The organism is Pseudoalteromonas sp. MMG024 (genome assembly GCF_021654175.1).
Lineage (GTDB): Bacteria > Pseudomonadota > Gammaproteobacteria > Enterobacterales > Alteromonadaceae > Pseudoalteromonas.
In genome coordinates this window covers 28,114-52,640 of sequence record NZ_JAKFZO010000008.1, presented here as the reverse complement: position 1 = coordinate 52,640, position 24,527 = coordinate 28,114, and the positions used below count along the sequence as shown (strand labels likewise).

Sequence of the window (24,527 nt, the reverse complement as noted above, 5' to 3'; positions counted from 1 at the left end):
CCGATTTTACCCTTAATTTGGGCTAATCACCATTAATTTGCGTGATTGGTAAGCTGATTGGGTGAATTTTTTTTATTTTAATGCGATTTTTAAGGCCCGTTTGCTTCACTTTTGCTAGCAAAAACCCCGTATAACCACCTACCATTGCAGATAAAATTTGCCACCCTTCACTTACAACAAATACATGTGCCGCAACTATAGTAAACACTAAAGCAAGCAGCAAAGGCACCATGTACGTCCACAACGACATTTTAATGACATGAGAATCATCTAAGGTTAAATCGACTTTTTGCCCGACTTCAAGGGCAGCATCACTTACAATCGTAAGTTCTGAACGTTTATTAGCAAATAGTTTAGCAAAGGTAAGCGAGCCGCATTTACCATCACAACCACTGCATGCTTGGGGTTTAGGTAATGCAAAAGTGACCAAAGTATTGTCTACTTTGGCCACCGTAAACGTTTTTTCAATCATTAGTTAGCGCGTTGAACTGATTCTGCTACTAGTTTAGCAGTCATTGGCGGCAATTGACCAATCACAGAGACTTCATAGCCTGGTGCTTGATGAATAAATACCGTTGTAGCACCTGCCGAAAGCGCTTTGCTACGACTATTACTAGCAAGCGGTCTTTGAATAAAGACCGACACTTCAATTAACCCGTCACTGTAAAGATAATAATCGGCAAGCTCACCGTTTAAGTTTAACGTTTGACGCTCTGATTTTACCAGTGCGAAACCCGTTGGCATCGCATCAACTTGCCATGTTTCAATACTTTGCTCTTCTTTTACAGCGGTTACTGGCGCAGGCAGATTTTGCTGACTCATTTCGATAAGTTCAACACTCGGTTGTTCACTGAAACTAACGTTAGTCATTTGCAGCTGCTCAACAATTTCGCCAGCTGCCGACACGTAGGCAGTTTTAAGTGGCAGCTTTGAATGCTCATCTAGCCACAACCAATAGTTAAATTTTGCTTGGTCTTTTGACTCGATACGCACCAATTGTGCTACACGACCTGATATCCGTGACTTACCACCAATTGCAAAGTGGTAATTTGGTTCCAGCTCAGTGATATCGTTAAAAATAATGCTTGGGATTGGGCCCGCTAAAGACGAGCTGTTTAAAGAATAAGGTGGGTTTTGTGGCTCAAAGTAGGTAACTATATTGCCAACACGCAACATTTCAACACCCGCACCGTCGAGCAGGCTTAAGTGCTCAAGTTCAGTGCCATTGTAATTTGCATGTCGCCACGCGTAAGGTTCTATATTATTTCGCCCTTTTACAACAACAAACGAGGCGGTAAAGTTACTGTTTTTGACCGTATTGGCCATTTCTAATAAAAGCTGTTTCGCTTCATTAGGTTCAGAAGCAAAGCTTGGCAACGCAACTACAAGCCAAGCTAAGACTACGAATATTCGCATCTACTGATTGTTCTCCAACTCGTCTTCTTTCGCTTTTTCAGCTTGAGCAATACGCGATTGTCTTTGGTGCTCTAATAACAGCGCACCTAAACGTTTTTCTTCAAGCTCACGCAGTCCTTTTTGAGCGGTTTCAAGCGCAGGCTCAGTTGAATAACTGACTGGCGTTGCAGTACCACCAAAAGGCATGGTTTCTAAATTTTGCAGTTGTGGCTCAGGGCTAATGATATCTGAATCCTTAGGAACAGATTGCACGCCAATTACCGCAACAGCAGCAACACTTGCTGCAATTGCCATTTGGGCAAACGGTTTTTTCCAATTTGAGATTGCAACTGTACTTTGTTGGTTAACCGCAGCCTCTTGCTCAGTTACGCTTGGCGTTTCTGGCTCTTGGCTGTAGGTTTCTTCTTGTTCTAATGCCAGTGCAACTTGATCTGCGATATCGATTTGAATAAGTTCTTTGCCTTCGCCACGCATTACATCACCAATCAGTGAATAACGCGATGCTGCGTGCTCTAACTCATCCCCCAAATGTCGGCTTTCGAGGCTGTGTTCGTCATCAAACAGTGCCGATATTTGTTCTTTTCGTTTCTCATTCAAATTAGTCATAAAGTGACCTATGCATTATTTAACATTGGATTAAGTCGATTATCGATTGCCTCTCGAGCACGGAATATCCGTGATCTCACCGTCCCGACAGGACAGTCCATTATCATGGCAATGTCTTCGTAACTTAACCCCTCTAATTCGCGTAATGTAATTGCCGTTTTAAGATCATCCGGTAAGCCGTCAATGGTCCTAAAAATTACCTGCTTTATTTCATCGCTTAGCAACAAGTTTTCTGGTGTTGAATTACTTCTCAGTGCATCAGCGCCATCATAAAATTCTGCATCATCCGCATCAACATCATTGGCTGGCGGACGGCGCCCTTGTGAAACTAAATGATTCTTAGCACAGTTAACAGCTATACGATAAAGCCAAGTGTAAAAAGCACTGTCACCGCGAAAACCCGGTAACGCTCTATATGCTTTAATAAACGCTTCTTGTGCAATATCAGCAACATCTCCATGGTTAGAGACGTAACGTCCAATTAAGTTCGCAACTTTGTTCTGATATTTTTTAACTAACACATTGAATGCGTTTTTATCACCCTGCTGAACTTTTCTTACTAGCGCTAAATCCAAATCCTGCTCGCTCATTCGAGCCGGTACTCCTCTTAATTTATAATCTTTCTCTAGTTCCCAAGAGTAATGTCACAATATAGGACTCAAGGAGTTTGAAAAAGTTCGAAACATTTTATAAAAACTTTAAATCAATTTATCTTTGTTAGTCTTAAACATAGATAAATAGACTGTCACAGGGTCACTTTAACACTTTTCCTTAAGCAAAATTAGCATAAAATCACGTTATCGCTATTTCTTCGCTGTTTTTCACATTCTTATACTACCTTACAAATAAGCTGTGCGACTTTTGTCTTTTTATCATTGTCATAATTGGTGTTATTATATGCCAAATAAATTACCTGCATTGTAAAGTGATACCTGTATGACAAATACACCACAGTTAACAACCGATGTTGTCATCGTAGGAAGTGGTGCTGCTGGATTAACCTTAGCGCTTACCTTAGCAAATCACTGTCACGTCACCGTATTAAGTAAAGGGCCATTAACTGAAGGCTCAACCATGTATGCCCAAGGCGGCATCGCCGCAGTTTTTGATAAAGAAGACAGTGTTGAATCGCATGTTGAAGATACTCTTGCAGCGGGCGGTGGACTATGTGATCGCGACGCCGTTCATTACACTGCAAGCAACGCAAAAACCTGTATGAAGTGGCTAATAGAACAAGGCGTACCATTTGATATGGATAAAAACGCCCTTGGCAAAGAACGCTACCATTTAACCCGCGAAGGCGGGCATAGCCACCGTCGTATTCTGCATGCAGCTGATGCAACCGGTAAGGCAGTACAAACCACGCTTATCGACCGCGTAAAAGAGCACGAAAACATTTTATTGCTTGAACGCTATAATGCAATTGATCTAATCACCGATGAAAAACTGAATAACACAGGCAAACGCTGCCACGGTTTATATGTTTGGAATCGCATTACCGAACAAGTTGAAATTATTAGTGCTCGCTTTGTCGCACTTGCCACAGGCGGTGCCAGTAAAGTCTATCTGTATACATCAAACCCTGATGTTTCTAGTGGTGACGGCATTGCAATGGCATGGCGTGCGGGCTGCCGTGTCGCCAATATGGAATTTAACCAATTTCACCCAACCAGCTTGTATCACCCTGAATTACAGAACTTTTTAATTACTGAAGCAATGCGCGGCGAAGGGGCGTACTTAAAACGCCCTGATGGTTCACGCTTTATGCCTGATTTTGATGAGCGCGCCGAACTGGCGCCGCGTGATGTAGTTGCGCGCGCCATCGATTATGAAATGAAGCGCCTTGGCGCTAACTGCGTTTATCTCGATATCAGTCATAAAGATAAAAACTTTATTATCGACCATTTCCCCACTATTTACGCAAAATGCTTAAGTGTTGGCCTCGATATTACAAAAGAGGCAATTCCTGTGGTTCCAGCTGCGCATTATACCTGTGGCGGCGTAATGACTGATTTTAATGGCAAAACCGATTTAGATAATCTTTATGCCATTGGCGAAGTCGCTTATACGGGCCTGCACGGCGCTAACCGCATGGCGAGTAATTCACTGCTTGAGTGCATTGTATTTGCACAAGCTGCCGCTAAAGACATTATGGCAAAACTTAATTCGGAACATAACGCGCCAAACATTCCAAACTGGGATGAAAGTCGAGTGACAAATTCTGATGAAGAAATTGTTATTACTCACAACTGGCACGAACTGCGTTTATTTATGTGGGACTACGTTGGTATTGTTCGCACCACCAAGCGCCTAGAACGAGCGCTTCGTCGCATTGAGTTACTGCAACAAGAGATTGATGAGTACTACACTAATTTTAGAGTGAGTAATAATCTGCTGGAGCTGCGTAACCTAGTTCAAGTGTCTGAGCTCATTATTCGCAGTGCGCTTGAAAGAAAAGAAAGCCGCGGTCTGCACTATACGCTTGATTACCCAAATCAAACTGAAAACCCAACACCTACCGTGCTGCACAAAAACGCATCAGCTTAAATATCTCGATAAACGGCTCTCAGTAGCCGTTTTTTATCTTTTGCAGATAACTTATTAAGCAAAATCAATTTATTAAACTCACTTTTTTGCCGTTTAAAGCGAATTAATACAAACCATGCAGTTACAATACTAAACGGACTTATTTCACCGATTTTTTTGCCGTTGTGCTGGCACAATACACGCTCATCTTCGAGTAACAAATAACAGTCACTTACTAACGCTCTTTTTAGCTTAAAGAAACAGATAATACTAACCAGTACGAGAAACACTAAAACAAGTAGGGCAGAGAGAATATTTTCAGCGGGGAGTAAAGCAAAGAAAAATATAGGCAGGTTAATGCCGAGATAAACACTCGGCACAATGTTAGATTTTGCGACGTATAACCTATACGCGGACACGATTTAAAATCGTTTTAACCATGTAATCTAGCTCAGCGTCTTCACATTTTTCATGCCCCATAAACCAAGCAAATAAATCAGGGTCATCGGCCGCTAGTAAACGTTGAAAAATTGCTTTGTCATTATCTGTTAATGCGTCGTAAGCTTCATCAACAAATGGTCTTAGCAACACATCAAGTTCCAACATACCGCGTCGACACGCCCAACGTAATTTAGCCTTGCTATCTAAATTGCTCATTTTATACCTCGTTAATTCACGCGTCTTAATAGTAGCAAAAGCTAAGCATGCAATCATCAGGAATCTAAGTTAAAATCAAGGCATTAATTTTCAGTGGTAGGGTATTATGATAGTCGCTTCTCGCATTTCAGAAAAAATCATTCAAATTAGCGGACAAGACCGCAAGTCTTACCTGCACGGACAAGTTACACAAGATCTTAATTTATTAGACGACACGACCTTCTTATGGTCAGGGCATTGCAATGCAAAAGGTAAACTTTGGTCAGTACACAAGCTAATAGCGGCAAACGACGCTTACTTGATGTTAGCAAGTGACATTGAAGCCGAGCAAAGCTTTAGTGAACTTAAAAAATACGGTGTTTTTTCAAAAGTAGAATTTGCCCTAAGCGAGCAACTTATTAGCCTTGGTGTAACAGCGCAAACCACCAGTGAAATTGAGTCTGCATTGGCGATTTCATTTACCAGCCACAATTTAGTGCAATTTGAATTAGGTTATGCGCTAAAGCTAGCCGAAGGCTTAGTGCAACTTGTTATTGAGAAAGAAAAACAAGCTGAACTTGAAGGCAAAATTACACTTACAAATAATGAAAATGCATGGCTTGCAGCTAATATTAAAGCCGGATTGCCGCGCCTAAATGCCCAAACACTCGATGAGTTTGTTCCGCAGATGGTCAATCTACAAGCGATTGGGGGAATTAGTTTCAATAAAGGCTGTTACACAGGCCAAGAAACGGTCGCGCGCATGAAATATCTAGGCAAAAATAAGCGTGCAATGTACAGCTTATTTGCCGCCGAACAAAACATTGAAACAGCAAGCGACGTTGAAGCTCAGCTTGGTGAAAACTGGCGTAGAGCCGGTAAAGTAATTAACACTGCGGTTACCGATGAAGGCACATATATTCAAGCGGTACTGCCAAACGACACATCTGAGCAAGCTCAGTTGCGCGTTAAAGATCTTGAAGAGTCACGCCTTAGCGTGAGTGCTCTTCCTTACACACTTGAAGATTAGGTTTAATATGAAAATTGCACAGCAAAAAGTAGTAAAGCTTCATTACTCAGTAATGGACAAAGACAACAATGCCATCGACAGCTCATTTGATAACGAGCCACTAGAATTCATCATTGGTTCGGGTTTTTTAATTCCAGGTCTTGAAAATGCACTTATTGATAAGCAAGCTGGCGATACCTTTACTGTAGAAGTTGAAGCAAAAGATGGCTATGGCGAGCGTCACGACGGTTTGATGCAAGCAGTACCTAAGTCAATGTTTGACGGTATGGATATTGAAGTAGGCATGCAATTTCGCGCAACGACCGATGACGGTGAGCAAACTGTTGTAATTATCGATATTCAAGAAGACGATGTGATTGTTGATGGCAACCACCCGCTTTCTGGTATTGATTTAACATTTGATGTTGAAGTACTTGAAGTACGTGACGCAACAGAAGAAGAATTGGCACATGGCCATGTTCATGGTGAAGGAGGCTGTGGTTCAAACCACGATCACAAACATGATGAAAATGGCGGCTGTTGTTAATTTACAGCACTGACAATAAAAAAATAGCGCTTTAGGGCGCTATTTTTTTTGTTTATCTAATGCGGCGATTAAGCCAGCTTGATCGTTTGTACCAAGCCTAATTTTTGTTTCATCCTGCAGCACTAATTCAACCGCCTTAAAACCGTGGGCTGAATACACAAACCCATCATGGCTAATGCGTAAACCAATGCCATGTCGCCATGAATTCTCCACAGCCTGATACGAAACAACCTCTGACAAGGGTAAAGTTTGACCAAACCAGCCAAAAGCAAAACCCCATTTTATTGTGTTATCTTTTACGGAAACTGTCATGCCATGAAATAAAAATGCCACCAGTACCACAAAACCTGAAAAAATCAGCAGACCTGTAATCGGGCCGATTAAATAAACCGCCAATAAGGTAAATGAAAAAATCCACGAAAGCAGCAGTAAAATAGCCCAGGCGATTTGTTTATGAGAATAGGTCATTAATATTCCAAGTTAGTTAAAGCTAAAAACAAAGGTAGCACTGGTTTCAGCGTCATAATTGCGTTTGCCTTCTTCAGGCATGGTGTTGTAACGATATAAATATGAAAACTTAAGACTAAGTGCCCCACTAATTTGGCTCACCAATGACGTCTCAGATTTGATGCGGGAGTTTAACCCACTTAACGAATGCTCCGCACTAATATCCTGATTAAAGCGCGTGCGTTTACTTACGATTCGCTCCCACTGCAAAGCTAATCGCAGCAAGTAACCTAAATCCGATTCATCGGTTTCACTAACCTGATAATTAACCCCAGGACCAACATCTAAATCAATGCTGTCTTTACGATTTTCTAAAAAGCGCCAACCGTAACCAGCAACAAAGCTCGCTTGCTTTTCGATACCGCTAAATCTATCAAATTCATAATCACCGTATAAAAACAGTGAGTTATTTTTGTCTTCAAGTAAGTAGTTACTTTGCAATGAAGTGAAATAACGCGTGGCAGACAGCTCATCGCCTTCCTCATTATCGTTATCTTTTTTTACCAAGGAATCAAACTTCAATTGGTTGCGCCAATTATTGAGGTCTTGCATAATGTTAGTTTTGAGTTTTGCACTAGCAGTATTAGTGTTGCCTGTCGTTACAATAAAACCCAGTTCTAAATCACCAAACAAAAGTCGCCCTTTATTTTGCTCATACCTTTCATCACTTGGGGTTTCGCCATAAACGGCAAAGTCTTCAAACGGATCCGGATCCGCAGCGAGTAATTTCGAACAAAAAAGAACACAATAAAAAAACACAATCCAACGCATTTAATACTACTCTAACTCTCAATCCAGCTAAGCTAAAACACCAATTTTATAAAAAGAACTACTTCCACAAGACGTGAACAAACGGCGCTGCTTTATCACGGCTAATTAAAATGCGCGCAAATAACACATCTTGGTTTTCAAACTCTAATCCCACCAGCACTTGAATATACAGCTCTGGTTCAATTTCAAATTCGGTAAATTCTTGCCAAGACTCATCCGGCTCACTTTCTTCAATAAAGCCTAAATCTTCACGATATTGATTAAACTCAACAATATCTTGTTCAGACAAGTTGTCTGGCGCCAATTCAAGAAACACTTCATACGCGTGATTAGTCGCTTCTTCAATTGTCCATAGGTGATCTTGGTTGCTCATAACTCGACTCTTCGCATTTTTTGATAATTATATCAAAACAAAAAAGGCAAAGAAGTGCTTCTTTGCCTTATATTTTGTGATTTTAACGCAGGTTACCGACTGTTAGCCTAAAATTCAGCTAATAGCTGGCCTTCCTGTGTAACTGTTACTCATGTGCCAGCTTTGCTTTCACCTTTTCACGCATACTTTGAATCAACGCATAGAATATTGGAATTAACAAAGTACCAAAAATAGTCGCGGCCAACATACCAGCCAGTACGGTTAAACCTAAACTAACACGGCTACCCGCACCTGCACCGGTTGCAAATACTAATGGTAAAACTCCAAGTACAAACGACAGTGCCGTCATCAATACTGCTCTAAAACGTAATCGGGCTGCGTTAAGTGCCGACTCAAAAATACTGTGGCCCGCTGCGCGTTGTTCCATCGCAAATTCGACAATTAGAATGGCGGTCTTAGTGGATAAACCAATCAAGAGTATTAAGCCCACCTGCGCATAAATATTGTTTGCCATTCCAACCGTATAAAGCGCACTCATCGCACCAAATATCGCTAACGGTACGGCCGCAATTACCGCAAACGGAATCGTCCAGCTTTCGTACTGTGCAACCAAGAATAAGTAAACAAAGATAATCGCTAAACCAAATAGCAATGGCGCTAAATTACCAGCTTGAATTTCTTGTTTCGTTTGCCCTGCCCAATCATAAATGTAGCCTGTTGGTAATTGTGCAGATAACTCTTGCATCACCTTAATTGCTTCACCACTTGAGTAACCTGGCGCAGGCTGACCTGTGATGCTTGCACTGCGATATAGGTTGAAGTGATTTACGCTAGTCGGCCCCAAAATTGGTTCAAGGCTCGCAAGTGTCGTTAGCGGCACCATTTCACCACTGCTAGCACGTACATAGTAGTTATTTAAGTCAGACGGATCTTTACGGAACTCAGTTTCGGCTTGAATAACAACCTGATAAGTACGGCCAAATTGGTTAAAGTCATTAATGTACAACGAACCAAGTTGCGCTTGTAAGGTAACAAACACATCACTCAAAGCAACACCTTGCGCTTTGGCTTTATCACGGTCAATTTCTAAGAAATACTGCGGCACATTAGCGCGGAAAGTACTAAATACGCTAGCTAATTCAGGACGCTGATTAGCCTCATAAATTAAGCCGTTCATCACCTGCGCTAAATCAGCAGGCGCTCGCCCTTCGCTGTCTAGCAATCTAAATTCAAAACCTGAACTCGTACCTAAACCTGGAATTGGCGGTGGATTAAAGACAAAAATTTGCGCATCTGGCATTGCAAACATCTGTCCCATTAAACGTGGGATCACTTGCTGTAAGCCAAGTTCTGGCGCAGTTCGATCTTCCCAGTCTTTCAGCACAATTACGCCAAGGCCATTATTTGAACCAGGACCACCAAGCAGTGAAATACCCGATACGGTAATAATATCGGTTACCGCAGGGTCAGCTAAGATGGTTTCGCTTACTTTCGCCATTACCTCAGCAGTACGGCCGCTGGCTGCTGCATCTGGTAATTGCACATCAACAAACAAAAAGCCTTGATCTTCCGCTGGTACAAACGCGGTAGGAACCGCTTTGGTTAACCAACCTGTTGCAGCGAATAGTAATACTGTTACTAAACCTACACGCGCTGAGCGTTTTAACAACCAACCAACTGTCGATGAATATTTAGAAGTAGAAGAAATAATGCCTTTTTCTACGGGTGCTAGCCATTTAATTGGCTTCATTACTTTTTCACTTAGTAACAAAGTACACAGTGCAGGGCTTAACGTTAATGCGTTAATCGATGAAATAAGTACAGCAAATGAAATAGTTACTGAAAACTGTTTATAAAGCTCACCGGTAATGCCCGGCATAAAACCAACTGGCACAAACACCGCAAGCAATACCAGAGTTGTCGCGATAATTGGCCCTGAAACCTGCTCCATGGCTTTACTTACCGCTTCTTTAATTGGCAACTTTTCTTCTTTTAAAATACGTTCAACGTTTTCAATAACAACAATGGCATCATCTACTACGATACCGATAGCCAATACCAAGCCAAACAAAGTAATCGTGTTAATTGAATAACCCATCAACATCATAAAGGCGAACGTACCAACCAACGACACAGGAATTGCCACTGACGGAATTAACGTTGCACGCCAATTTTGGAGGAATAAAAATACCACTAGAATTACCAGCGCAACTGCTTGATAAAGCGTTACCACTACTTCTTCTATAGAGCGGTTAATAAATTCAGTTGTATCGTATGGCATGCTGTAGTGAAGGCCATCAGGAAAACGCTCAGAGAGAATTTCCATTTGCTTTTTCACATTTGCAGCCACTTCAGTCGCGTTAGCATCTGGCAGCTGATAAATAACTAAAAACGCAGTATCTTCACCATTTAATTTGGCTGTAAACGCGTAATCTTTAGAACCCAATTCAATGCGACCAATATCCGACAAGCGAATAAAATCACCATCGTTAGTAGCTCTAATAATGGTATCGCCAAATTCATCTGGGGTTTTTAGGCGACCGCGTGCCTGAATGGAATATTCAAACTGCTGATTTTTCGGAGCAGGACTGGCGCCTAACTTACCGGCAGCAACAATTAAATTTTGCTCTCGCAGTGCATTTTGCACATCCGCCACAGTAACACCAAGCGACGACATTTTGTTTGGATTTAACCAAATACGCATTGAATAGGTTTTTTCACCCATTACTTCAGCGTTTGCAACACCCGGAATACGTCCAAGAGGTTCTGTTAAATAGTTTGTGGCGTAGTTACTTAGGAAGATTTCATCAAGATTTTCCTGCGTGCTGTAAAGCGTCACCCCCAATAGCATATTACTGGATTGCTTACGCACAACAACTCCTTGACGTTTTACTTCTTCTGGTAACCCAGCTTCGGCAAGTGCAACGCGGTTTTGCACATTCACTTGCGCCATATCATCGTCAGTACCAACTTTAAAGTACACGGTAATGCTAGCAGTACCGTTATTAGCGGCCGTGGATTCGATATACAGCATATCTTCCACTCCATTGATTTGCTCTTCAATGGGTCGGATCACCGACTCCTCAACAACCTGAGCACTCGCACCTGGGTATACAGCAGTCACCTGAATTTGTGGTGGCGTAATTTGAGGGTACATATTCACTGGCAACAAATACAACGAAATTAAGCCAGCTAAGGTAATTACAATTGAAATAACCAGCGCAAATTTGGGCCGATTAATAAACGTTTTACTAATCATTTACGCCCCCTATTCTGCGCTGTTTGTGATAACACCGGTTACCGTATCAACATTCTTTTCAACTGGGTTTACTTCAACACCTGGACGCACTTTTTGTAGCCCTTCAATAATAATGCGCTCACCTGCTTCAATGCCCGCGTTAACTACCCACATAGCATTAATGCGACGACCTAAATCTACATGTCGCGTGCTCACTTTGTTGTTGTCATCAACCACTAATAAGAACTTACCTTGCTGATTTTCTTGTACCGCAGCTTGAGGTACTAACGCCATAGACGATTTATTTTTACTCTCAGCAATCAGCTTTACAAATAACCCAGGTAACACAATACCATCAGGATTTGGGAAAGAGGCTCTTAGCTCAACCGTGCCGGTGTTGCGGTCTATTTTTGTATCGGCAAAATCTAGCACGCCAGCCTCGGCATATTCGCTGTTATTCGGTAAACGAATTTTTAAATCGAGAGGTACTTGATCAGGACTTTCAATATTTCGGTGTTCTTGTAAGTAGGTAGTATAAAGTGCCTCTTCAACCGAAAAGTTAACGTAGATAGGGTCTGTTGAGGTGATGTTTGCCAGCACACCACTTTGCGGACTCACAATATTACCCACATCAATATTTACGCGACCGATTTTCCCATCAAACGGCGCTACAATTTCAGTGTAACTTAAATCCAATTTAGCTTTTTTAAGTGCCGCTTCGCCCGCTTTCACCGCTGCTTGCGTTTGCGCAGCATTAGTAATCAGCTTGTCTAAATCAGATTGTGAAATAAAGCCTTTATCAGCGACTTCTCTACCACGTTTTAAATCGCGTGCAGCGCCTGCAGCGCCTGCTATTTTTGATTTTAGGTCTGCATCAGATTGCGCTAAAAACGCCTCATATTCGCTAGGGTCAATTTTTAGCAGTAAATCGCCTTTCTTAACTTCAGAGCCTTCAACAAACTTTCGCTCTATTAATTCACCTTGCACACGGGTTGTAATATCCGCTTCTTTCGACGCTTCGGTGCGCGCAGTAAACTCACGATAAGTACCAACTTGGTCATTATTAACGGTATAAACCGAGACTGCTGGTGCTGGCGCTTGTTGCACAACCTCTTCCTTTCCACAACCAGTCAAGGCCATCGGCCCTAACAACACACAGCTGACGAAAAACGCAGCTTTGGTTGGGGAACTAATATTTTTATACTTAGACGTAAACATGCAACTCTCCCTTATCACAAATAGAGCAAATTTTTATTCTCGATGAAAAATCCGAAATTTCTAATAATATCTTTTGGTTATCAATCATAATACGACTGCACATTAATTGTAATTTAATATTTAACAAAATCTAATCAAATCAGTAAGTGGTGTTTTTTAGCCATTTTTCAGAGCGGCTATTTTGCTGGAAAAATATGAACCTAGGGTGAAGTTACGCGCTTTACAGACATAGTAAGACACGTTAATCTCGAACAACCCAACAGGTCGGATGAGAATAATAATGAGCCACCTTGTCACCCTAAATATTGAAGCTGGCGTTGCCACCGTCACATTTAATCGCCCCGATAAACTCAACGCACTGAGCTATGAAAGTTTTGTAGAGCTAGCGCGCATTATTAAACAATTGAAAAAAGAAAAATCTCTAAGATTAGTGATTATTGATGCCATCGGCAGTGATTTCTGTACTGGCCTTGATGTAAAAAACATCAGCCGGTCCCCCACTAAAATGTTAAAACTGCTATTCAAATGGCTTCCCGGTAACGCAAACCTAGCGCAGCGAGTCACCATAGGGTGGCAAGAAATTAAAGCGCCCGTGATTTGTAAAATTCATGGCCGCTGTTTTGGTGGTGGTATGCAAATCGCGCTTGGCGCAGACTTTCGTTTAGCGAGTAGCGATGCCCAATTTGCCATTATGGAATCGCGCTGGGGATTAACACCAGATATGGCAGGCAGTGTAATGTTACAAGGCCTAATGCCGTACGACCAAGCCCTAAAGCTCACTCATATGGCCGAACCAATTAGTGCTGACACTGCCCAAGCAGTCAATTTAGTTACACAAGTATGCGACGATTTAGATCACGAATGCAAGCAATTAAAAGCGGCATTATTAGCACAATCGCCCGATGCGCTAGCTGCAAACAAACGCACTTATCAAAAGCGTATGCTCGCAAATCGCCGCCAATTGTTAGCAGCTGAAACATTTAATCAAATACGTATTCTACGCGGCAAAAATGTAAAACGTGCCATTAGCAATCGCTTAAAAGGAGAAACTAAGCCTTTCGACAATTCGGCTAATTGGTAGCGACTAAAGAACAGTATACCGACCTGCAAGCTGTGATAGGCTATTACTATGAAATACATTGTTAGTTTAACGATTCTAGTAACAGCATTAGCCCTTGGTCATGGCCTGCTTTATATACTGAATTTTAGTTTTCCCCCAGCGGTGCTCGGTATGGGCATTTTATTGCTTGTGCTCAAATTAAATATTGTGTCACTAAAGCAATGTGAGGCGGTTGGGGCATTACTACTAAAATACTTCCCACTTTTTTTTATTCCCGCTGGTGTTGGCATCGTTCAGCATTTAGACCTTATTAAAGACAACCTGCTTTTAATTGTGATCTCAATACTTGTCGCCACGGTAGGCACCCTATTTATTGTAGGAAAAGTCGCAAGTCTGCTTTTTGCATCTAACGATAAGGAACAGTCATGAGCCTGCTTTTGATTGTTTTGTCTCCGCTTTGTTTTTTTACCTTTAAATGGTTGCAGACCCATTATTTAAAACACAGCCTTTGTAACCCTATTTTATTAAGCATTTCGTTTATTAGCGTGATTTTAGTGTGGGGTGAAATTCCCTATACTGAGTTTGCCACAATGAACACAGCGTATTTTTGGTTACTTGATTTAGCAATTGTTGCGCTAGCGATCCCACTTTACAAAGAATCGCGCACCATAAAACAACATACCTGGCGCTACATTTTATGCAGCGCCACTGGCGTTTTGGTGTCATCAATAATTGCCATGCTTGTCGCCTATTTGCTTGGCGCCAATGAACAACTCATCGCAAGTCTTGCACCCAATGCAGTAACAACCCCCATAGCCATTGAAGTTAGCAACCAGCTTAACGGCATAAGTGCTCTTTCGGCTGTTATTGTTATTTGTGTCGGCATTTTTGGCGCTGTTTTTGGCTTACCGCTCCTCAAACTATTTGGCGTAACACATATACCTAGTCAAGGCTTAGCGCTTGGAGCGGCTTGTCACGCCGTCGGTACAGCGCGCGCCATCGAGGTTGATGAACGTATGGGCGCATTTGCATCCGTTAGTTTAGTATTAAGCGCCATATTGACCCCACTCATTATCCCTGTAATCTATACCTTAATAGAACTGGTACTATTAAACTAACTAGTCGGTAATCACATGTTACTAATACGCTTTTTTATTATAGGAGTTGTACTTGCCATGGCTGGATGCGCAACAAAAATAACGCCAAACACAAGTACACCTAGCTATGCTAAAGAGCCAGCGAAGACAGGTCGATTAGCTGAATTTATTAGCGATTTAATACATGATAAGCAAGGACAAACCGGCGTTTATACGCTTGGGCAAGGAGTCGATGCCTTTGTATCACGCGTGAGTTTAATCAATGCGGCAACCAGCAGCATTGACCTACAATATTACATCTACAATAACGACATTACCGGCAATCAAATCAACTATTCACTATACAATGCCGCGGAGCGTGGTGTGCGAGTAAGGCTATTACTTGATGACTTAAAAGCTCCGGATCACAATCCACAGCTACATATTTTAAACCAACATGAGAATGTTGAAATTCGCCTGTTTAACCCCTCGCCAAATCGCAGCAATAAAGCACTTGGCATATTAACCGATTTTGCAAGGCTCAATAGTCGCATGCACAATAAATCGCTCACCGTAGATAGCTTGGCATCGGTGATCGGCGGACGAAATATTGGTGACGAATATTTTAGTGCAAGTCATGAGGTTGAATTTGGTGACTTTGATTTATTACTAATCGGTGAAGCAACAAACGATGTAAATACGCAATTTGACACATACTGGAACAGCGAACACAGTTATCCATTAGCTGTGTTCCATCCAAAACGCTATTCTGATGAAGAAACGATTGCGATTTTATCTGAATGGGAAGAACAAATAACTGATACGGAACGATCGCAAACCGAGTATATTCAGGCGTTAACTCAATCACAATTTTTAGAGTACTTATCTGAAGGTGCCTTGCCATGGTCTTGGGGAAAAGCCGATGTACTTTACGACCCGCCAAGCAAAATCAACGAAAAAGGCCTAACAAGTCCACTTCTTGACGAGCTAGAAAGCGCTTTTGCCAATACCCAAAAAGACCTATTTATTATCTCGCCCTATTTTGTACCTGGCGAAGGCGGCACAAAATACTTAATCGATATGGTTAAGCGTGGCGTAAATGTAACGATTCTTACGAACTCATTAGCCGCCACCGACGTTGTTGCAGTACATTCAGGTTACGCTCCTTATCGCGAAGCGCTGTTAAAAGCGGGCGTTACACTCTATGAAACAAAAGTAAAACCGAATTTTAAACCGTCAGCATGGCGCGGCTCTACTCAGGCGAGTTTACACGCTAAATCAGTTATCTTTGATAAACAGCAAACCTTTGTTGGCTCATTAAACCTCGACCCTCGCTCAATGTTTATCAACACTGAAATTGGCGTGCTGTTTGAAAATGAGGCACTTAGCAGCAAAATTGTTAGCGCATTAAATGATGCCGTGGCCAATTCAGCTTACCGTGTACAGCTCGCTAACAACAAGCTAATTTGGCTTGATATGGATACGCAAAAAACCTTTAAAAGTGAACCAGATGCCAGCATTTGGCGTAAGATAGGCGCATGTTTTTTCCGCTTATTGCCTATTGAAGATCAACTCTAACCGTCGACTAAAGTTGACTTTAGAGACGACTGGTCTAATAATACCCACAAAGTGTGTACGTAAATATTAACCCGAATTATGAATAAGCCCGATACCAAAGAAGCGATATTGGCGGCAGGTCATGCGCTGATCATCGAGAAAAGTTACAACGGATGTGGCTTAAAAGAAATCCTTGATAAAGCCGGAGTGCCAAAAGGTTCGTTTTATCATTACTTTAAGTCAAAAGAAGATTTTGGCCTTGCACTCATTGAACGTGCCCAAGATCAAAGTCATGACTTTATGCGTGAATATCTGCGTGACCGAAAATTCTCGCCACTGCAGCGCATTCATAACTGGTTTAAACGCATTCAGCAATTTCATGAAGAAGATGGTATTGACTGTGAGTGTTTAGTACCCAAGTTGATTTTGGAACAATCTCAACTCAGTGAAAATATGCGCGGTGGCATAAAATGCGCGCAAGACTTAGTGCACAGCATGATGGCGCAAACCATTCGCGAAGCGCAACAAGAAGGCGAAGTAAACAAAAACCTCGACCCACATAAAATCGCCGCATTTCTGTTTAATGCCAGCCATGGCGCAGCAATACAGATGCAAGTAGAGCGCTCAACCGAGCCATACGACAACTTTGTTGAAATTATTTTCGAATCGATTTTAGTGCCTTAATTGGCACTTTTTGTTTGCCTGCCAAAGCCTCCTCTAGACCACTTGGTCTAAAAAATAATTTTAAAATATAAACAACAATTTCATTAACTTACCTTGAAAATACAATTCTAAATTCGTATTCAGCCCAAATTCATCTTGCAACAACCGCCAAATTGAATGACAATTCACTAGACGACTGGTCTACTCTATTGGAAATTACTATGACATCTCCACTTTCTTTTAAATATATCGCAGCAACATTGAGCTTGTTGTTGCTGGTTTTCAACGCAAATGCGCAAGTCGTTCGCTTTAGTGAAGCAAGCGAAGCACAATTGCAACCACGTAAACGTGTTGTCGGCACGTTAAAAGCATTCAATCAAGCTAATGTCGCTTCAGTAGAATCAGGCAAAGTAGTTAAAGTACTGGTTAATGAAGGTGATGTTGTTGTAGAAGGTGATGTGCTGGCAATACTCGACACACGCCGATTAGACGCTGAAAAGCAACGTTTACAAGCAGAGAAAATGCTAGCAGATGCTAACCTTGCATTAGCAAAAGCTGAGTTTACGCAAGCAGAAGAAGACTACCTTGCTTATAAGCAATCAGCGCAAAAAAGCGCCGTATCAAAGCAGCGATTAAATCAAAGTAAAACCCTCACTATTGCAAATCAAGCACGTGTTATCGCTGCAACACAAGCGATAAAGGCACTGTCTGCACAGTTAAACGCATTGCAGGTGCGTATTGATGATATGTCAATTCGCGCACCATTTGATGGCCAAGTAACGAATCGTCTAGCTGAACTAGGTCAATGGTTAGGCAGTGGCGATCATGCATTTACTTTAACCTCTCTCAATAAATTAGAAGCTTGGTTAGATGTGCCAGAACGCTTTGCATTTTTAGCGGGTCAAGCGCCTAGTGAAATTGCCTTGCAGATTGGCGATGAGCTAGTTCAAGCGGGCAATATTAAAGTACTTAATAGCGTTGATGAACGCGCTCGCACTTTCCGCGTGATTGGTCAAGTAAATGGCAACGGTTTAATGCCTGGCATGTCGGTAAGCGCTTGGTTACCAGAAGGTAAACCTCGCACCACACTTATTGTGCCAAAAGATGCATTGGTGAATCGTGGCGGTAATTACTTAGTTTATAAAGTGGTACTGCAAGGCGACAAGCAAATTGCACAACCAATTTCAGTTAACGTGCAGTTTCATCAAGGCGACAAGGTGGCAGTGTATGCACCACAACTTGCACCAACCGACAAAGTTATCACTGAAGGCAACGAGCGTCTAATGCCAGGCCCTGTTGTTGCGGTAGCAGATACCTCTAACGGCAATCAACAACATTTAAAGTAGGCACGTTATGAAGATTGTAGAAAGCGCGGTTAAACAACCTATTAGCGTAATCGTTGCTGTAATTTTATCGGTACTGGCGGGCGTACTTGCCTTTACCCAAGTACCCGTTCAAATGACCCCATCAGTTGATTCAGTAGTCGTCAGCGTGCGTACCTTTTGGGAAAACGCAAGCCCTGAAGAAATTGAATCGGACGTGGTGATTGAGCAGGAAAAAGTACTATCCGATGTAAACGGACTAATTTCTTTAACCAGTATCAGCCAAACCTCTGCCGCTCAATTGCGTTTAGAGTTCGAAACTGGCACCGATATTAAACAAGCACAAGCAGAAGTAGTACAAAAGCTTAACGAAGTACCCGCCTACCCTATGGGTGTATCGGAACCGACCGTTGAAGGCGTTGATCCTATGTCGGTCGATTACATCGCATGGGTGGGCCTTGCAGCAACTGATCCGAGTTTCGATAACACCACTTTGTATGATTTTATGGAGCGTCGATTACGTCCGCGCCTTGAAAACATCAAAGGTATTTCCAAGGTAGGAATTTTAGGTGCCCGTGAACAAGAACTGCAAATTCAGATTGATCCTATCAAACTTGCCAATTTTGGTATTACCTACAGTCAACTAGTAGACGCGATTCAAATTACTAACACCAATTACTCAGGTGGTCGTTTGCCCGACGGTAAAAATGATATTCGCGTGCGCGCTATGGGCCGCTTTACCGATGCGGCAACCATTGAAAATATCGTTATTCGCAAAGACAACCGTGGCCCGGTTTATGTTAAAGACATTGCGACAGTAAAACTCGATTACAAAGATATGCGTGATTGGGTGCGTGCCCGTGGCGTTAAAATGCCATTTTTCAACTTTCAGCTGGCGCATGGTGCTAACTTACTTGAAACCATGAACTCGCTAAAAGCGGAAATTGCTGAACTTAATAAACCGGACGGTATGCTTGAGCAACACGCTAGGAAGCTAGGTGTAAGTGGTACTTTTGAGCTTGTTACTACGTGGGACTCATCAAGCTATGTTGAAAACGCCATTGATTTAGTACAAAGCAATATTATGGTCGGTGGTTTACTTGCCGTAATTACGCTACTGCTATTTTTACGCTCACTGCGCACCATTGGTGTTATCGCTATAGCAATTCCAATTTCAGTGATTGCGGCTGTGGTAATTTTGGTTGCCCTTGGCCGTTCAATTAACATCGTATCGCTTGCGGGCATGGCATTCGCGGTCGGTATGGTGGTTGATAATGCCATTGTGGTAATCGAGAATATTTTCCGCCATTTAGAGATGGGCAAAAAGCCGCTTAAAGCCAGTGTTGAGGGTACGCAGGAAGTTGCGGGTGCAGTATTTGCGTCAACCATGACAACGCTCGTTGTATTTGTGCCAATTTTAACCATTGCCGATAGCGCGGGGCAGCTTTTTCGCGATATATCACTTGCCATCATGGCAGCAGTCTTTATTAGTTTTGTCGTATCTGTCTTAGTTATTCCGGTAGCGGGCGCTTACTTTTTACTTGCGCGCAGTGAGTCAAAACAAGTAAAATTGAGAACAGGTAAACTGGCTGAATTAGAGAAAAAAGCAGCGAAGTTACCAAACAAAATTGGCGCCTTGTTTATCGCAATTTCGAGCACAACAAAACGTAAAGTTACCGTTGTAACTAGCTTTGCAGTCGTAACACTTGTGGGTATTGCACTACTTATTCCACCGCTTGATTACTTACCAAAAGGTAACCGTAATTTTGCTTTCGGTTTTATGGTACCGCCGCCGGGTTATAACCTTGATCAAGTGTCAGAAATCGGTAATCGCATCGAAAAAGTGATACGCCCAGCTTGGGAGGTCACCGGTGATAAATTCCATGCAGAAACTGTTATTCGTGGTGGTGAGCCAGATTTAACGCAAAGTACACCTGATATTCAATTAATGGATGGCAGCACCATTAAAGCGCCTGAAATTGACCACTACTTTTTGGTTGCGATGGACGGTCAAATCCTCCATGGCATGATCCCAAAAGAAGCGGATAAAACCATTGATGCGGTAGATTTTCTAAACCAAACATTAATGGGCGTAAACGCACCCGATGTAATTGGCTTTGCTTTCCAGTTCCCACTTTTTAATACGGGTGGTACAACGGGTAGCGCAATTCAAATCGACTTAGTTGGTGACGATTTGCAGCAAATTACTAATGGCGCAACGGCGTTACTGTTTAAGTTAATTGGTAATTATGGTCCTTATGCAACCATTCCAGAACCCGCTAACTTTTTATTGCCAACACCAGAGCTTTCAATTAAACCGCTAGATGAGCGTTTAGCAGAGCTCAACATGACACGTCGTGATTTAGGCCTCGCTGTGCAAGCAAACGGTGATGGCATTATTATGATGAACAGTTTTGCGGTTGGCGGTGAATTAAAAGATCTTAAGATTGTAACCAACGCACAGCAAGGTGGTTTTCCAATTGATGCACTAATGCAAGCGCCATTGGCTACACCGCAAAGTCAAGTGGTTGATTTACAGTCTCTTGCGCTTGTTGAACGCACGCAAACCGTTGACCAAATTAAGCACGTTTCACGTCAGCGCGCGGTAACCTTACAGTTTACACCGCCTGCTGGCATGCCACTTGAGCAAGCTATCGCCTCTGTTAACAGTATGGTTGAAGAGTTACGCGGTGCGGGTGCGATTTCACCGGCTGTTGAAGTTAACCTAGCTGGTAGTGCTGGTAAACTGGCTGACCTTAAAAAGTCGCTGTTAGGCGATGGTAGTTTGTTTGGCACCTTGAGTTCGAGCCTATTTTTGGCAATGTTTGTAGTGTATCTGGTAATGGTTATTTTATTCCAAAACTGGAAATACCCATTAGTAATTATGGTAAGTGTACCGCTTGCAACACTAGGTGGCTTTATGGGCCTTGCTGCTGTGCACTGGGCAAGTGTGTTTGACCGTTATACGCCAATTCAAAACCTTGATGTGTTAACGCTATTGGGTTTCGTAATTTTAGCGGGTGTGGTTGTAAACAACGCAATCTTAATTGTGCACCAAGCGCTTAACAACTTGAAGTACAAAGGATTAAGTGCACAACTGGCAATTAAAGAGTCGGTTGAAAGCCGTGTTCGCCCCATTATGATGTCAACGCTTACCTCGGTTGGCGGCATGCTACCACTGGTGTTAATGCCAGGTGCGGGTAGTGAGCTATATCGTGGTTTAGGTGGTGTTGTGGTTGGTGGCTTAGTGGTTTCAACAATATTCACTTTGATTTTAGTGCCAGTCATATTAAGCTTCTTACTTAAGGATTCTGATATTAAACAAAATTCAGAAGACACCGATTTAAGGACAGCCGCTTAGATATGGAAATCTAAATTGATGACTGACCAAAAATCCCAGCACTTGCTGGGATTTTTTATGCCTAAATAACACACACTATTGCAACAGCTCGACAATCTTTGTCTATAGTAATTAAGTGGCTTGTTAAAAATAAGCGAACTAATGATTGAAATAGATAACAAAATACTGAGCGATGTTGCAACTGGTTTCACCATTCCAGCTAAGCCTGATATTTTGCAAGCATTGCAAGATGAGCTAAACCACGAGCCTGAACTTTATCGCGTTGCAGACATTATTGCTGCTGACGTGGCAACATCAGCTGCCGTACTCAAAATTATAAACAGCCCCTACTACGGCCTTGCCAGAACAATAAGTGATATCCGCCAAGCTGTAATGTTTTTAGGTCTTGAGAACATTACCAGCTTAGTGACTGGCTATTTACTTAAACAAGCCTATGACCAAAGTAAATGCTCGTTACCATTAAATCGTTTTTGGGATAACGCCAACGACATCGCTAATGTGTCGTGCATTATTGCACAACATTTAAAATCGCCCTTACCACCCGAAAATTTACACTTAATTGGTTTGTTTCACGATGCGGGTACACCCGCGATGGCAATTCGCTTTGAAGGCTACACCCATTTACTGCAAGAGCACCGTGAAAATGACAGCAACCCGTTAATACATAAAGAAGAAAAGAAATACAAAACCAATCACGCGGTTGTTGGCTACTACTTAGCCACGAGTTGGAACTTACCTAAACAAATTTGCCAAATAATTCTGCAACATCACAGTAATGATTTTTTTAATGCCTCAAACGATAAATTTGAGCGCAGTTGCTTTGCTTGTTTACGCTTGGCTGAAAACCTAGTGCATGTCGCTAGGCACTTTCGCCCTGAACCTCAATGGCACGCAATAGAACAGCGAGTATTAGACACCTTACAACTCGATGAAGATGACTTTCAAGACCTGAAAGAAGATGTAGAAGAGTATTTAATTTCATCGCATTAATAATAACTAACAAATTCAACAGGATTTACAGCCCCTTGAAAACAAAAAACCCAGCACGTGTGGCTGGGTTTTTTTATAAGACGTTGCTTAGTCCGCTTGCGGGCGCATATGCGGGAATAAGATTACATCTTTAATGGTTGGTGAGTCAGTAAATAGCATTACTAGACGGTCGATACCAATACCCTCACCTGCTGTTGGCGGTAAGCCATACTCAAGTGCTTGAATATAGTCATCGTCAAAGTGCATTGCTTCATCATCACCGGCATCTTTCTCTTCAACCTGACGTGCAAAACGCGCTGCTTGGTCTTCTGCATCGTTAAGCTCAGAGAAACCATTTGCTAATTCACGGCCACCTACGAAGAACTCGAAACGGTCAGTGATAAATGGATTTTCATCGTTACGACGTGCAAGTGGCGACACTTCCCACGGGTACTCTGTGATGAAAGTTGGCTGAATTAGTTTGTGTTCAGCTGTTTCTTCGAAGATCTCACATAAGAACTTACCTGCACCCCATACACATTTTTCTGGGATCTTTACGTGTACTTTCTTCGCGTAAGCAACTAACTCATCAAAGTGGTTTTCAGGATCTTTGAAGATATGCGCGATTTCAGCTGCATCTGGACCAAACTTGATGATTGCATCAGCCATTGATAAACGCTCGAACTTGCTACCGAAGTCATATTCGATTGTTTCAACAACTTCACCTTCAGCGTTTTTAACTGTGTTGATAACCGTTGTTGTACCGAGCACGTCTTGTGCAACGGTACGTAACATGTCTTCAGTTAAGTTCATTAGGTCGTTGTAGTCAGCGTACGCTTGATAGAATTCAATCATGGTGAATTCTGGGTTGTGACGCGTTGAAAGACCTTCGTTACGGAAGTTACGGTTAATTTCAAATACGCGGTCAAAACCACCTACCACTAAACGCTTAAGGTAGAGCTCTGGTGCGATACGTAAGTACATATCGATGTCTAACGCGTTGTGGTGAGTCACGAATGGACGCGCCGTTGCACCACCAGGAATAACCTGAAGCATTGGCGTTTCAACTTCCATAAAGTCACGTTCAGCTAAGAAACGACGAATACCTTCAATCACTTTTGAACGAATACGGAACGTCTCACGGGTATCCATGTTAGTGATAAGGTCAACATAACGCTGACGGTACTTCGCTTCTTGGTCTGTTAAACCGTGGAATTTCTCTGGTAATGGGCGCAGTGACTTAGTTAGAAGCTCGTACTGAACCATATCTACGTAAAGGTCACCTTTACCTGATTTATGAAGCGGACCCGATACACCGATGATGTCACCGATATCAAGCTGACCATACTTCTCTTTTAAATCTTTTTGTACGTCTTTAGACGCATACGCCTGAATACGACCTTTCATATCTTGAAGTACAAGGAAAGGACCACGTTTTGCTAAAATACGGCCTGCTACTGAAACTTGGTGGTCTAACTCGACTAGCTCTTCCTTCGATTTATCACCAAACTTAGCTTGTAGATCTGCTGTGTAATCTTCACGGCGGAAAGTATTCGGGTGACCATTAGCTGAGCAATTCTCACGAATCGCATCTAGCTTGGCACGACGCTCTGCAATCAATTTATTTTCGTCTTGAATTTGATCTGTCATGTTATAGCTCTAAGTTGCTTGG

23 protein-coding genes are annotated in these 24,527 nt (G+C 42.3%); 11 read left to right on the top strand and 12 right to left on the bottom strand.

Annotated elements, in window-relative coordinates; all coding sequences use genetic code 11:
- Positions 1-22 precede the first annotated feature (22 nt).
- From L1068_RS09200 to rpoE, 4 genes are read right to left on the bottom strand one after another with little or no spacing between them, the layout of a single operon-like run.
- A complete protein-coding gene (locus L1068_RS09200) occupies positions 23-472 on the bottom strand; it encodes a SoxR reducing system RseC family protein (protein ID WP_237130021.1) in 450 nt (149 codons plus the stop codon).
- The gene (locus L1068_RS09195; RefSeq protein ID WP_237130020.1) at positions 472-1,416 is read right to left on the bottom strand and encodes a MucB/RseB C-terminal domain-containing protein; all 945 of its coding nucleotides are present in this window, start codon (positions 1,414-1,416) and stop codon (positions 472-474) included. Before L1068_RS09195 ends, L1068_RS09200 begins: the two co-directional genes overlap by 1 nt.
- A complete protein-coding gene (locus L1068_RS09190) occupies positions 1,417-2,022 on the bottom strand; it encodes an RseA family anti-sigma factor (RefSeq protein ID WP_237130019.1) in 606 nt (201 codons plus the stop codon).
- Between the two features lie 8 nt (positions 2,023-2,030).
- Entirely contained in the window at positions 2,031-2,612 is a 582-nt protein-coding gene (rpoE, locus tag L1068_RS09185) for an RNA polymerase sigma factor RpoE (RefSeq protein WP_237130018.1), read from the bottom strand.
- Between the two features lie 346 nt (positions 2,613-2,958).
- On the opposite strand from rpoE, the gene nadB reads away from it, so the two are divergent.
- Positions 2,959-4,569, top strand: coding sequence for an L-aspartate oxidase (nadB, locus tag L1068_RS09180; protein WP_237130017.1), 1,611 nt, complete (start codon positions 2,959-2,961; stop codon positions 4,567-4,569).
- Here the strand turns inward: nadB and L1068_RS09175 are convergent.
- Both L1068_RS09175 and L1068_RS09170 read right to left on the bottom strand, forming a co-directional pair.
- Positions 4,566-4,769 carry a hypothetical protein gene (locus L1068_RS09175; protein ID WP_237130016.1) on the bottom strand — a complete coding sequence of 68 codons (204 nt, stop codon included), beginning with the start codon at positions 4,767-4,769 and terminating at the stop codon, positions 4,566-4,568. The genes nadB and L1068_RS09175 overlap by 4 nt on opposite strands.
- A gap of 184 nt (positions 4,770-4,953) precedes the next feature.
- Positions 4,954-5,205: a succinate dehydrogenase assembly factor 2 gene (locus L1068_RS09170; RefSeq protein WP_010560776.1), complete on the bottom strand. Its 252-nt coding sequence runs from the start codon at positions 5,203-5,205 to the stop codon at positions 4,954-4,956.
- Between the two features lie 106 nt (positions 5,206-5,311).
- Here L1068_RS09170 and ygfZ point away from each other — a divergent pair, with 106 nt between their 5' ends.
- Both ygfZ and L1068_RS09160 read left to right on the top strand, forming a co-directional pair.
- Positions 5,312-6,214: a tRNA-modifying protein YgfZ gene (gene ygfZ / locus L1068_RS09165; RefSeq protein WP_237130015.1), complete on the top strand. Its 903-nt coding sequence runs from the start codon at positions 5,312-5,314 to the stop codon at positions 6,212-6,214.
- Between the two features lie 7 nt (positions 6,215-6,221).
- Entirely contained in the window at positions 6,222-6,740 is a 519-nt protein-coding gene (locus tag L1068_RS09160) for a peptidylprolyl isomerase (protein WP_100912880.1), read from the top strand.
- A gap of 39 nt (positions 6,741-6,779) precedes the next feature.
- On the opposite strand, the gene L1068_RS09155 is transcribed toward L1068_RS09160, so the two are convergent.
- From L1068_RS09155 to L1068_RS09135, 5 genes are all read right to left on the bottom strand, one after another.
- Positions 6,780-7,208 carry a hypothetical protein gene (locus tag L1068_RS09155; RefSeq protein ID WP_105170799.1) on the bottom strand — a complete coding sequence of 143 codons (429 nt, stop codon included), beginning with the start codon at positions 7,206-7,208 and terminating at the stop codon, positions 6,780-6,782.
- 12 nt (positions 7,209-7,220) lie between these two features.
- Complete coding sequence (locus tag L1068_RS09150) at positions 7,221-8,018, bottom strand: DUF481 domain-containing protein (protein ID WP_054978581.1); 798 nt, start codon at positions 8,016-8,018, stop codon at positions 7,221-7,223.
- A 58-nt stretch (positions 8,019-8,076) separates the two neighbouring features.
- A complete protein-coding gene (locus L1068_RS09145; RefSeq protein WP_054978582.1) occupies positions 8,077-8,391 on the bottom strand; it encodes an HI1450 family dsDNA-mimic protein in 315 nt (104 codons plus the stop codon).
- Between the two features lie 145 nt (positions 8,392-8,536).
- Complete coding sequence (locus L1068_RS09140; protein ID WP_237130014.1) at positions 8,537-11,650, bottom strand: multidrug efflux RND transporter permease subunit; 3,114 nt, start codon at positions 11,648-11,650, stop codon at positions 8,537-8,539.
- A 9-nt stretch (positions 11,651-11,659) separates the two neighbouring features.
- Positions 11,660-12,847, bottom strand: a complete 1,188-nt coding sequence (locus tag L1068_RS09135) for an efflux RND transporter periplasmic adaptor subunit (protein ID WP_237130013.1) — start codon at positions 12,845-12,847, stop codon at positions 11,660-11,662.
- 280 nt (positions 12,848-13,127) lie between these two features.
- Here L1068_RS09135 and L1068_RS09130 point away from each other — a divergent pair, with 280 nt between their 5' ends.
- From L1068_RS09130 to L1068_RS09095, 8 genes are all read left to right on the top strand, one after another.
- Positions 13,128-13,928: a crotonase/enoyl-CoA hydratase family protein gene (locus tag L1068_RS09130; RefSeq protein WP_237130012.1), complete on the top strand. Its 801-nt coding sequence runs from the start codon at positions 13,128-13,130 to the stop codon at positions 13,926-13,928.
- A 48-nt stretch (positions 13,929-13,976) separates the two neighbouring features.
- The gene (locus L1068_RS09125; RefSeq protein WP_237130011.1) at positions 13,977-14,336 is read left to right on the top strand and encodes a CidA/LrgA family protein; all 360 of its coding nucleotides are present in this window, start codon (positions 13,977-13,979) and stop codon (positions 14,334-14,336) included.
- Entirely contained in the window at positions 14,333-15,025 is a 693-nt protein-coding gene (locus tag L1068_RS09120; protein ID WP_237130010.1) for an LrgB family protein, read from the top strand. Before L1068_RS09125 ends, L1068_RS09120 begins: the two co-directional genes overlap by 4 nt.
- A gap of 57 nt (positions 15,026-15,082) precedes the next feature.
- Positions 15,083-16,561, top strand: coding sequence for a phospholipase D family protein (locus L1068_RS09115; protein WP_237130009.1), 1,479 nt, complete (start codon positions 15,083-15,085; stop codon positions 16,559-16,561).
- Between the two features lie 78 nt (positions 16,562-16,639).
- Positions 16,640-17,224 carry a TetR/AcrR family transcriptional regulator gene (locus L1068_RS09110; protein WP_054978589.1) on the top strand — a complete coding sequence of 195 codons (585 nt, stop codon included), beginning with the start codon at positions 16,640-16,642 and terminating at the stop codon, positions 17,222-17,224.
- A gap of 200 nt (positions 17,225-17,424) precedes the next feature.
- Positions 17,425-18,549 carry an efflux RND transporter periplasmic adaptor subunit gene (locus L1068_RS09105; RefSeq protein ID WP_237130008.1) on the top strand — a complete coding sequence of 375 codons (1,125 nt, stop codon included), beginning with the start codon at positions 17,425-17,427 and terminating at the stop codon, positions 18,547-18,549.
- 7 nt (positions 18,550-18,556) lie between these two features.
- On the top strand, positions 18,557-21,886 hold the full coding sequence (locus L1068_RS09100) for an efflux RND transporter permease subunit (protein WP_237130007.1): 3,330 nt from the start codon (positions 18,557-18,559) through the stop codon (positions 21,884-21,886).
- A 141-nt stretch (positions 21,887-22,027) separates the two neighbouring features.
- The gene (locus L1068_RS09095; RefSeq protein WP_054978592.1) at positions 22,028-22,876 is read left to right on the top strand and encodes an HDOD domain-containing protein; all 849 of its coding nucleotides are present in this window, start codon (positions 22,028-22,030) and stop codon (positions 22,874-22,876) included.
- A gap of 87 nt (positions 22,877-22,963) precedes the next feature.
- On the opposite strand, the gene lysS is transcribed toward L1068_RS09095, so the two are convergent.
- The gene (lysS, locus tag L1068_RS09090; RefSeq protein ID WP_237130006.1) at positions 22,964-24,505 is read right to left on the bottom strand and encodes a lysine--tRNA ligase; all 1,542 of its coding nucleotides are present in this window, start codon (positions 24,503-24,505) and stop codon (positions 22,964-22,966) included.
- Positions 24,506-24,527 lie beyond the last annotated feature (22 nt).

Bases quoted from the DNA above. Each gene is read 5' to 3' on its own strand.
- L1068_RS09110 (WP_054978589.1), top strand. From the start codon at position 16,640: ATGAATAAGCCCGATACCAAAGAAGCGATATTGGCGGCAGGTCATGCG.
- L1068_RS09095 (WP_054978592.1), top strand. From the start codon at position 22,028: ATGATTGAAATAGATAACAAAATACTGAGCGATGTTGCAACTGGTTTC.
- L1068_RS09155 (WP_105170799.1), bottom strand. From the start codon at position 7,208: ATGACCTATTCTCATAAACAAATCGCCTGGGCTATTTTACTGCTGCTT.
- nadB (WP_237130017.1), top strand. From the start codon at position 2,959: ATGACAAATACACCACAGTTAACAACCGATGTTGTCATCGTAGGAAGT.
- L1068_RS09140 (WP_237130014.1), bottom strand. From the start codon at position 11,650: ATGATTAGTAAAACGTTTATTAATCGGCCCAAATTTGCGCTGGTTATT.
- L1068_RS09115 (WP_237130009.1), top strand. From the start codon at position 15,083: ATGGCTGGATGCGCAACAAAAATAACGCCAAACACAAGTACACCTAGC.
- L1068_RS09145 (WP_054978582.1), bottom strand. From the start codon at position 8,391: ATGAGCAACCAAGATCACCTATGGACAATTGAAGAAGCGACTAATCAC.
- L1068_RS09105 (WP_237130008.1), top strand. From the start codon at position 17,425: ATGACATCTCCACTTTCTTTTAAATATATCGCAGCAACATTGAGCTTG.
- L1068_RS09135 (WP_237130013.1), bottom strand. From the start codon at position 12,847: ATGTTTACGTCTAAGTATAAAAATATTAGTTCCCCAACCAAAGCTGCG.
- L1068_RS09150 (WP_054978581.1), bottom strand. From the start codon at position 8,018: ATGCGTTGGATTGTGTTTTTTTATTGTGTTCTTTTTTGTTCGAAATTA.
- L1068_RS09100 (WP_237130007.1), top strand. From the start codon at position 18,557: ATGAAGATTGTAGAAAGCGCGGTTAAACAACCTATTAGCGTAATCGTT.
- ygfZ (WP_237130015.1), top strand. From the start codon at position 5,312: ATGATAGTCGCTTCTCGCATTTCAGAAAAAATCATTCAAATTAGCGGA.
- L1068_RS09160 (WP_100912880.1), top strand. From the start codon at position 6,222: ATGAAAATTGCACAGCAAAAAGTAGTAAAGCTTCATTACTCAGTAATG.
- rpoE (WP_237130018.1), bottom strand. From the start codon at position 2,612: ATGAGCGAGCAGGATTTGGATTTAGCGCTAGTAAGAAAAGTTCAGCAG.
- L1068_RS09120 (WP_237130010.1), top strand. From the start codon at position 14,333: ATGAGCCTGCTTTTGATTGTTTTGTCTCCGCTTTGTTTTTTTACCTTT.
- L1068_RS09125 (WP_237130011.1), top strand. From the start codon at position 13,977: ATGAAATACATTGTTAGTTTAACGATTCTAGTAACAGCATTAGCCCTT.
- L1068_RS09130 (WP_237130012.1), top strand. From the start codon at position 13,128: ATGAGCCACCTTGTCACCCTAAATATTGAAGCTGGCGTTGCCACCGTC.
- L1068_RS09190 (WP_237130019.1), bottom strand. From the start codon at position 2,022: ATGACTAATTTGAATGAGAAACGAAAAGAACAAATATCGGCACTGTTT.
- lysS (WP_237130006.1), bottom strand. From the start codon at position 24,505: ATGACAGATCAAATTCAAGACGAAAATAAATTGATTGCAGAGCGTCGT.
- L1068_RS09170 (WP_010560776.1), bottom strand. From the start codon at position 5,205: ATGAGCAATTTAGATAGCAAGGCTAAATTACGTTGGGCGTGTCGACGC.
- L1068_RS09200 (WP_237130021.1), bottom strand. From the start codon at position 472: ATGATTGAAAAAACGTTTACGGTGGCCAAAGTAGACAATACTTTGGTC.
- L1068_RS09195 (WP_237130020.1), bottom strand. From the start codon at position 1,416: ATGCGAATATTCGTAGTCTTAGCTTGGCTTGTAGTTGCGTTGCCAAGC.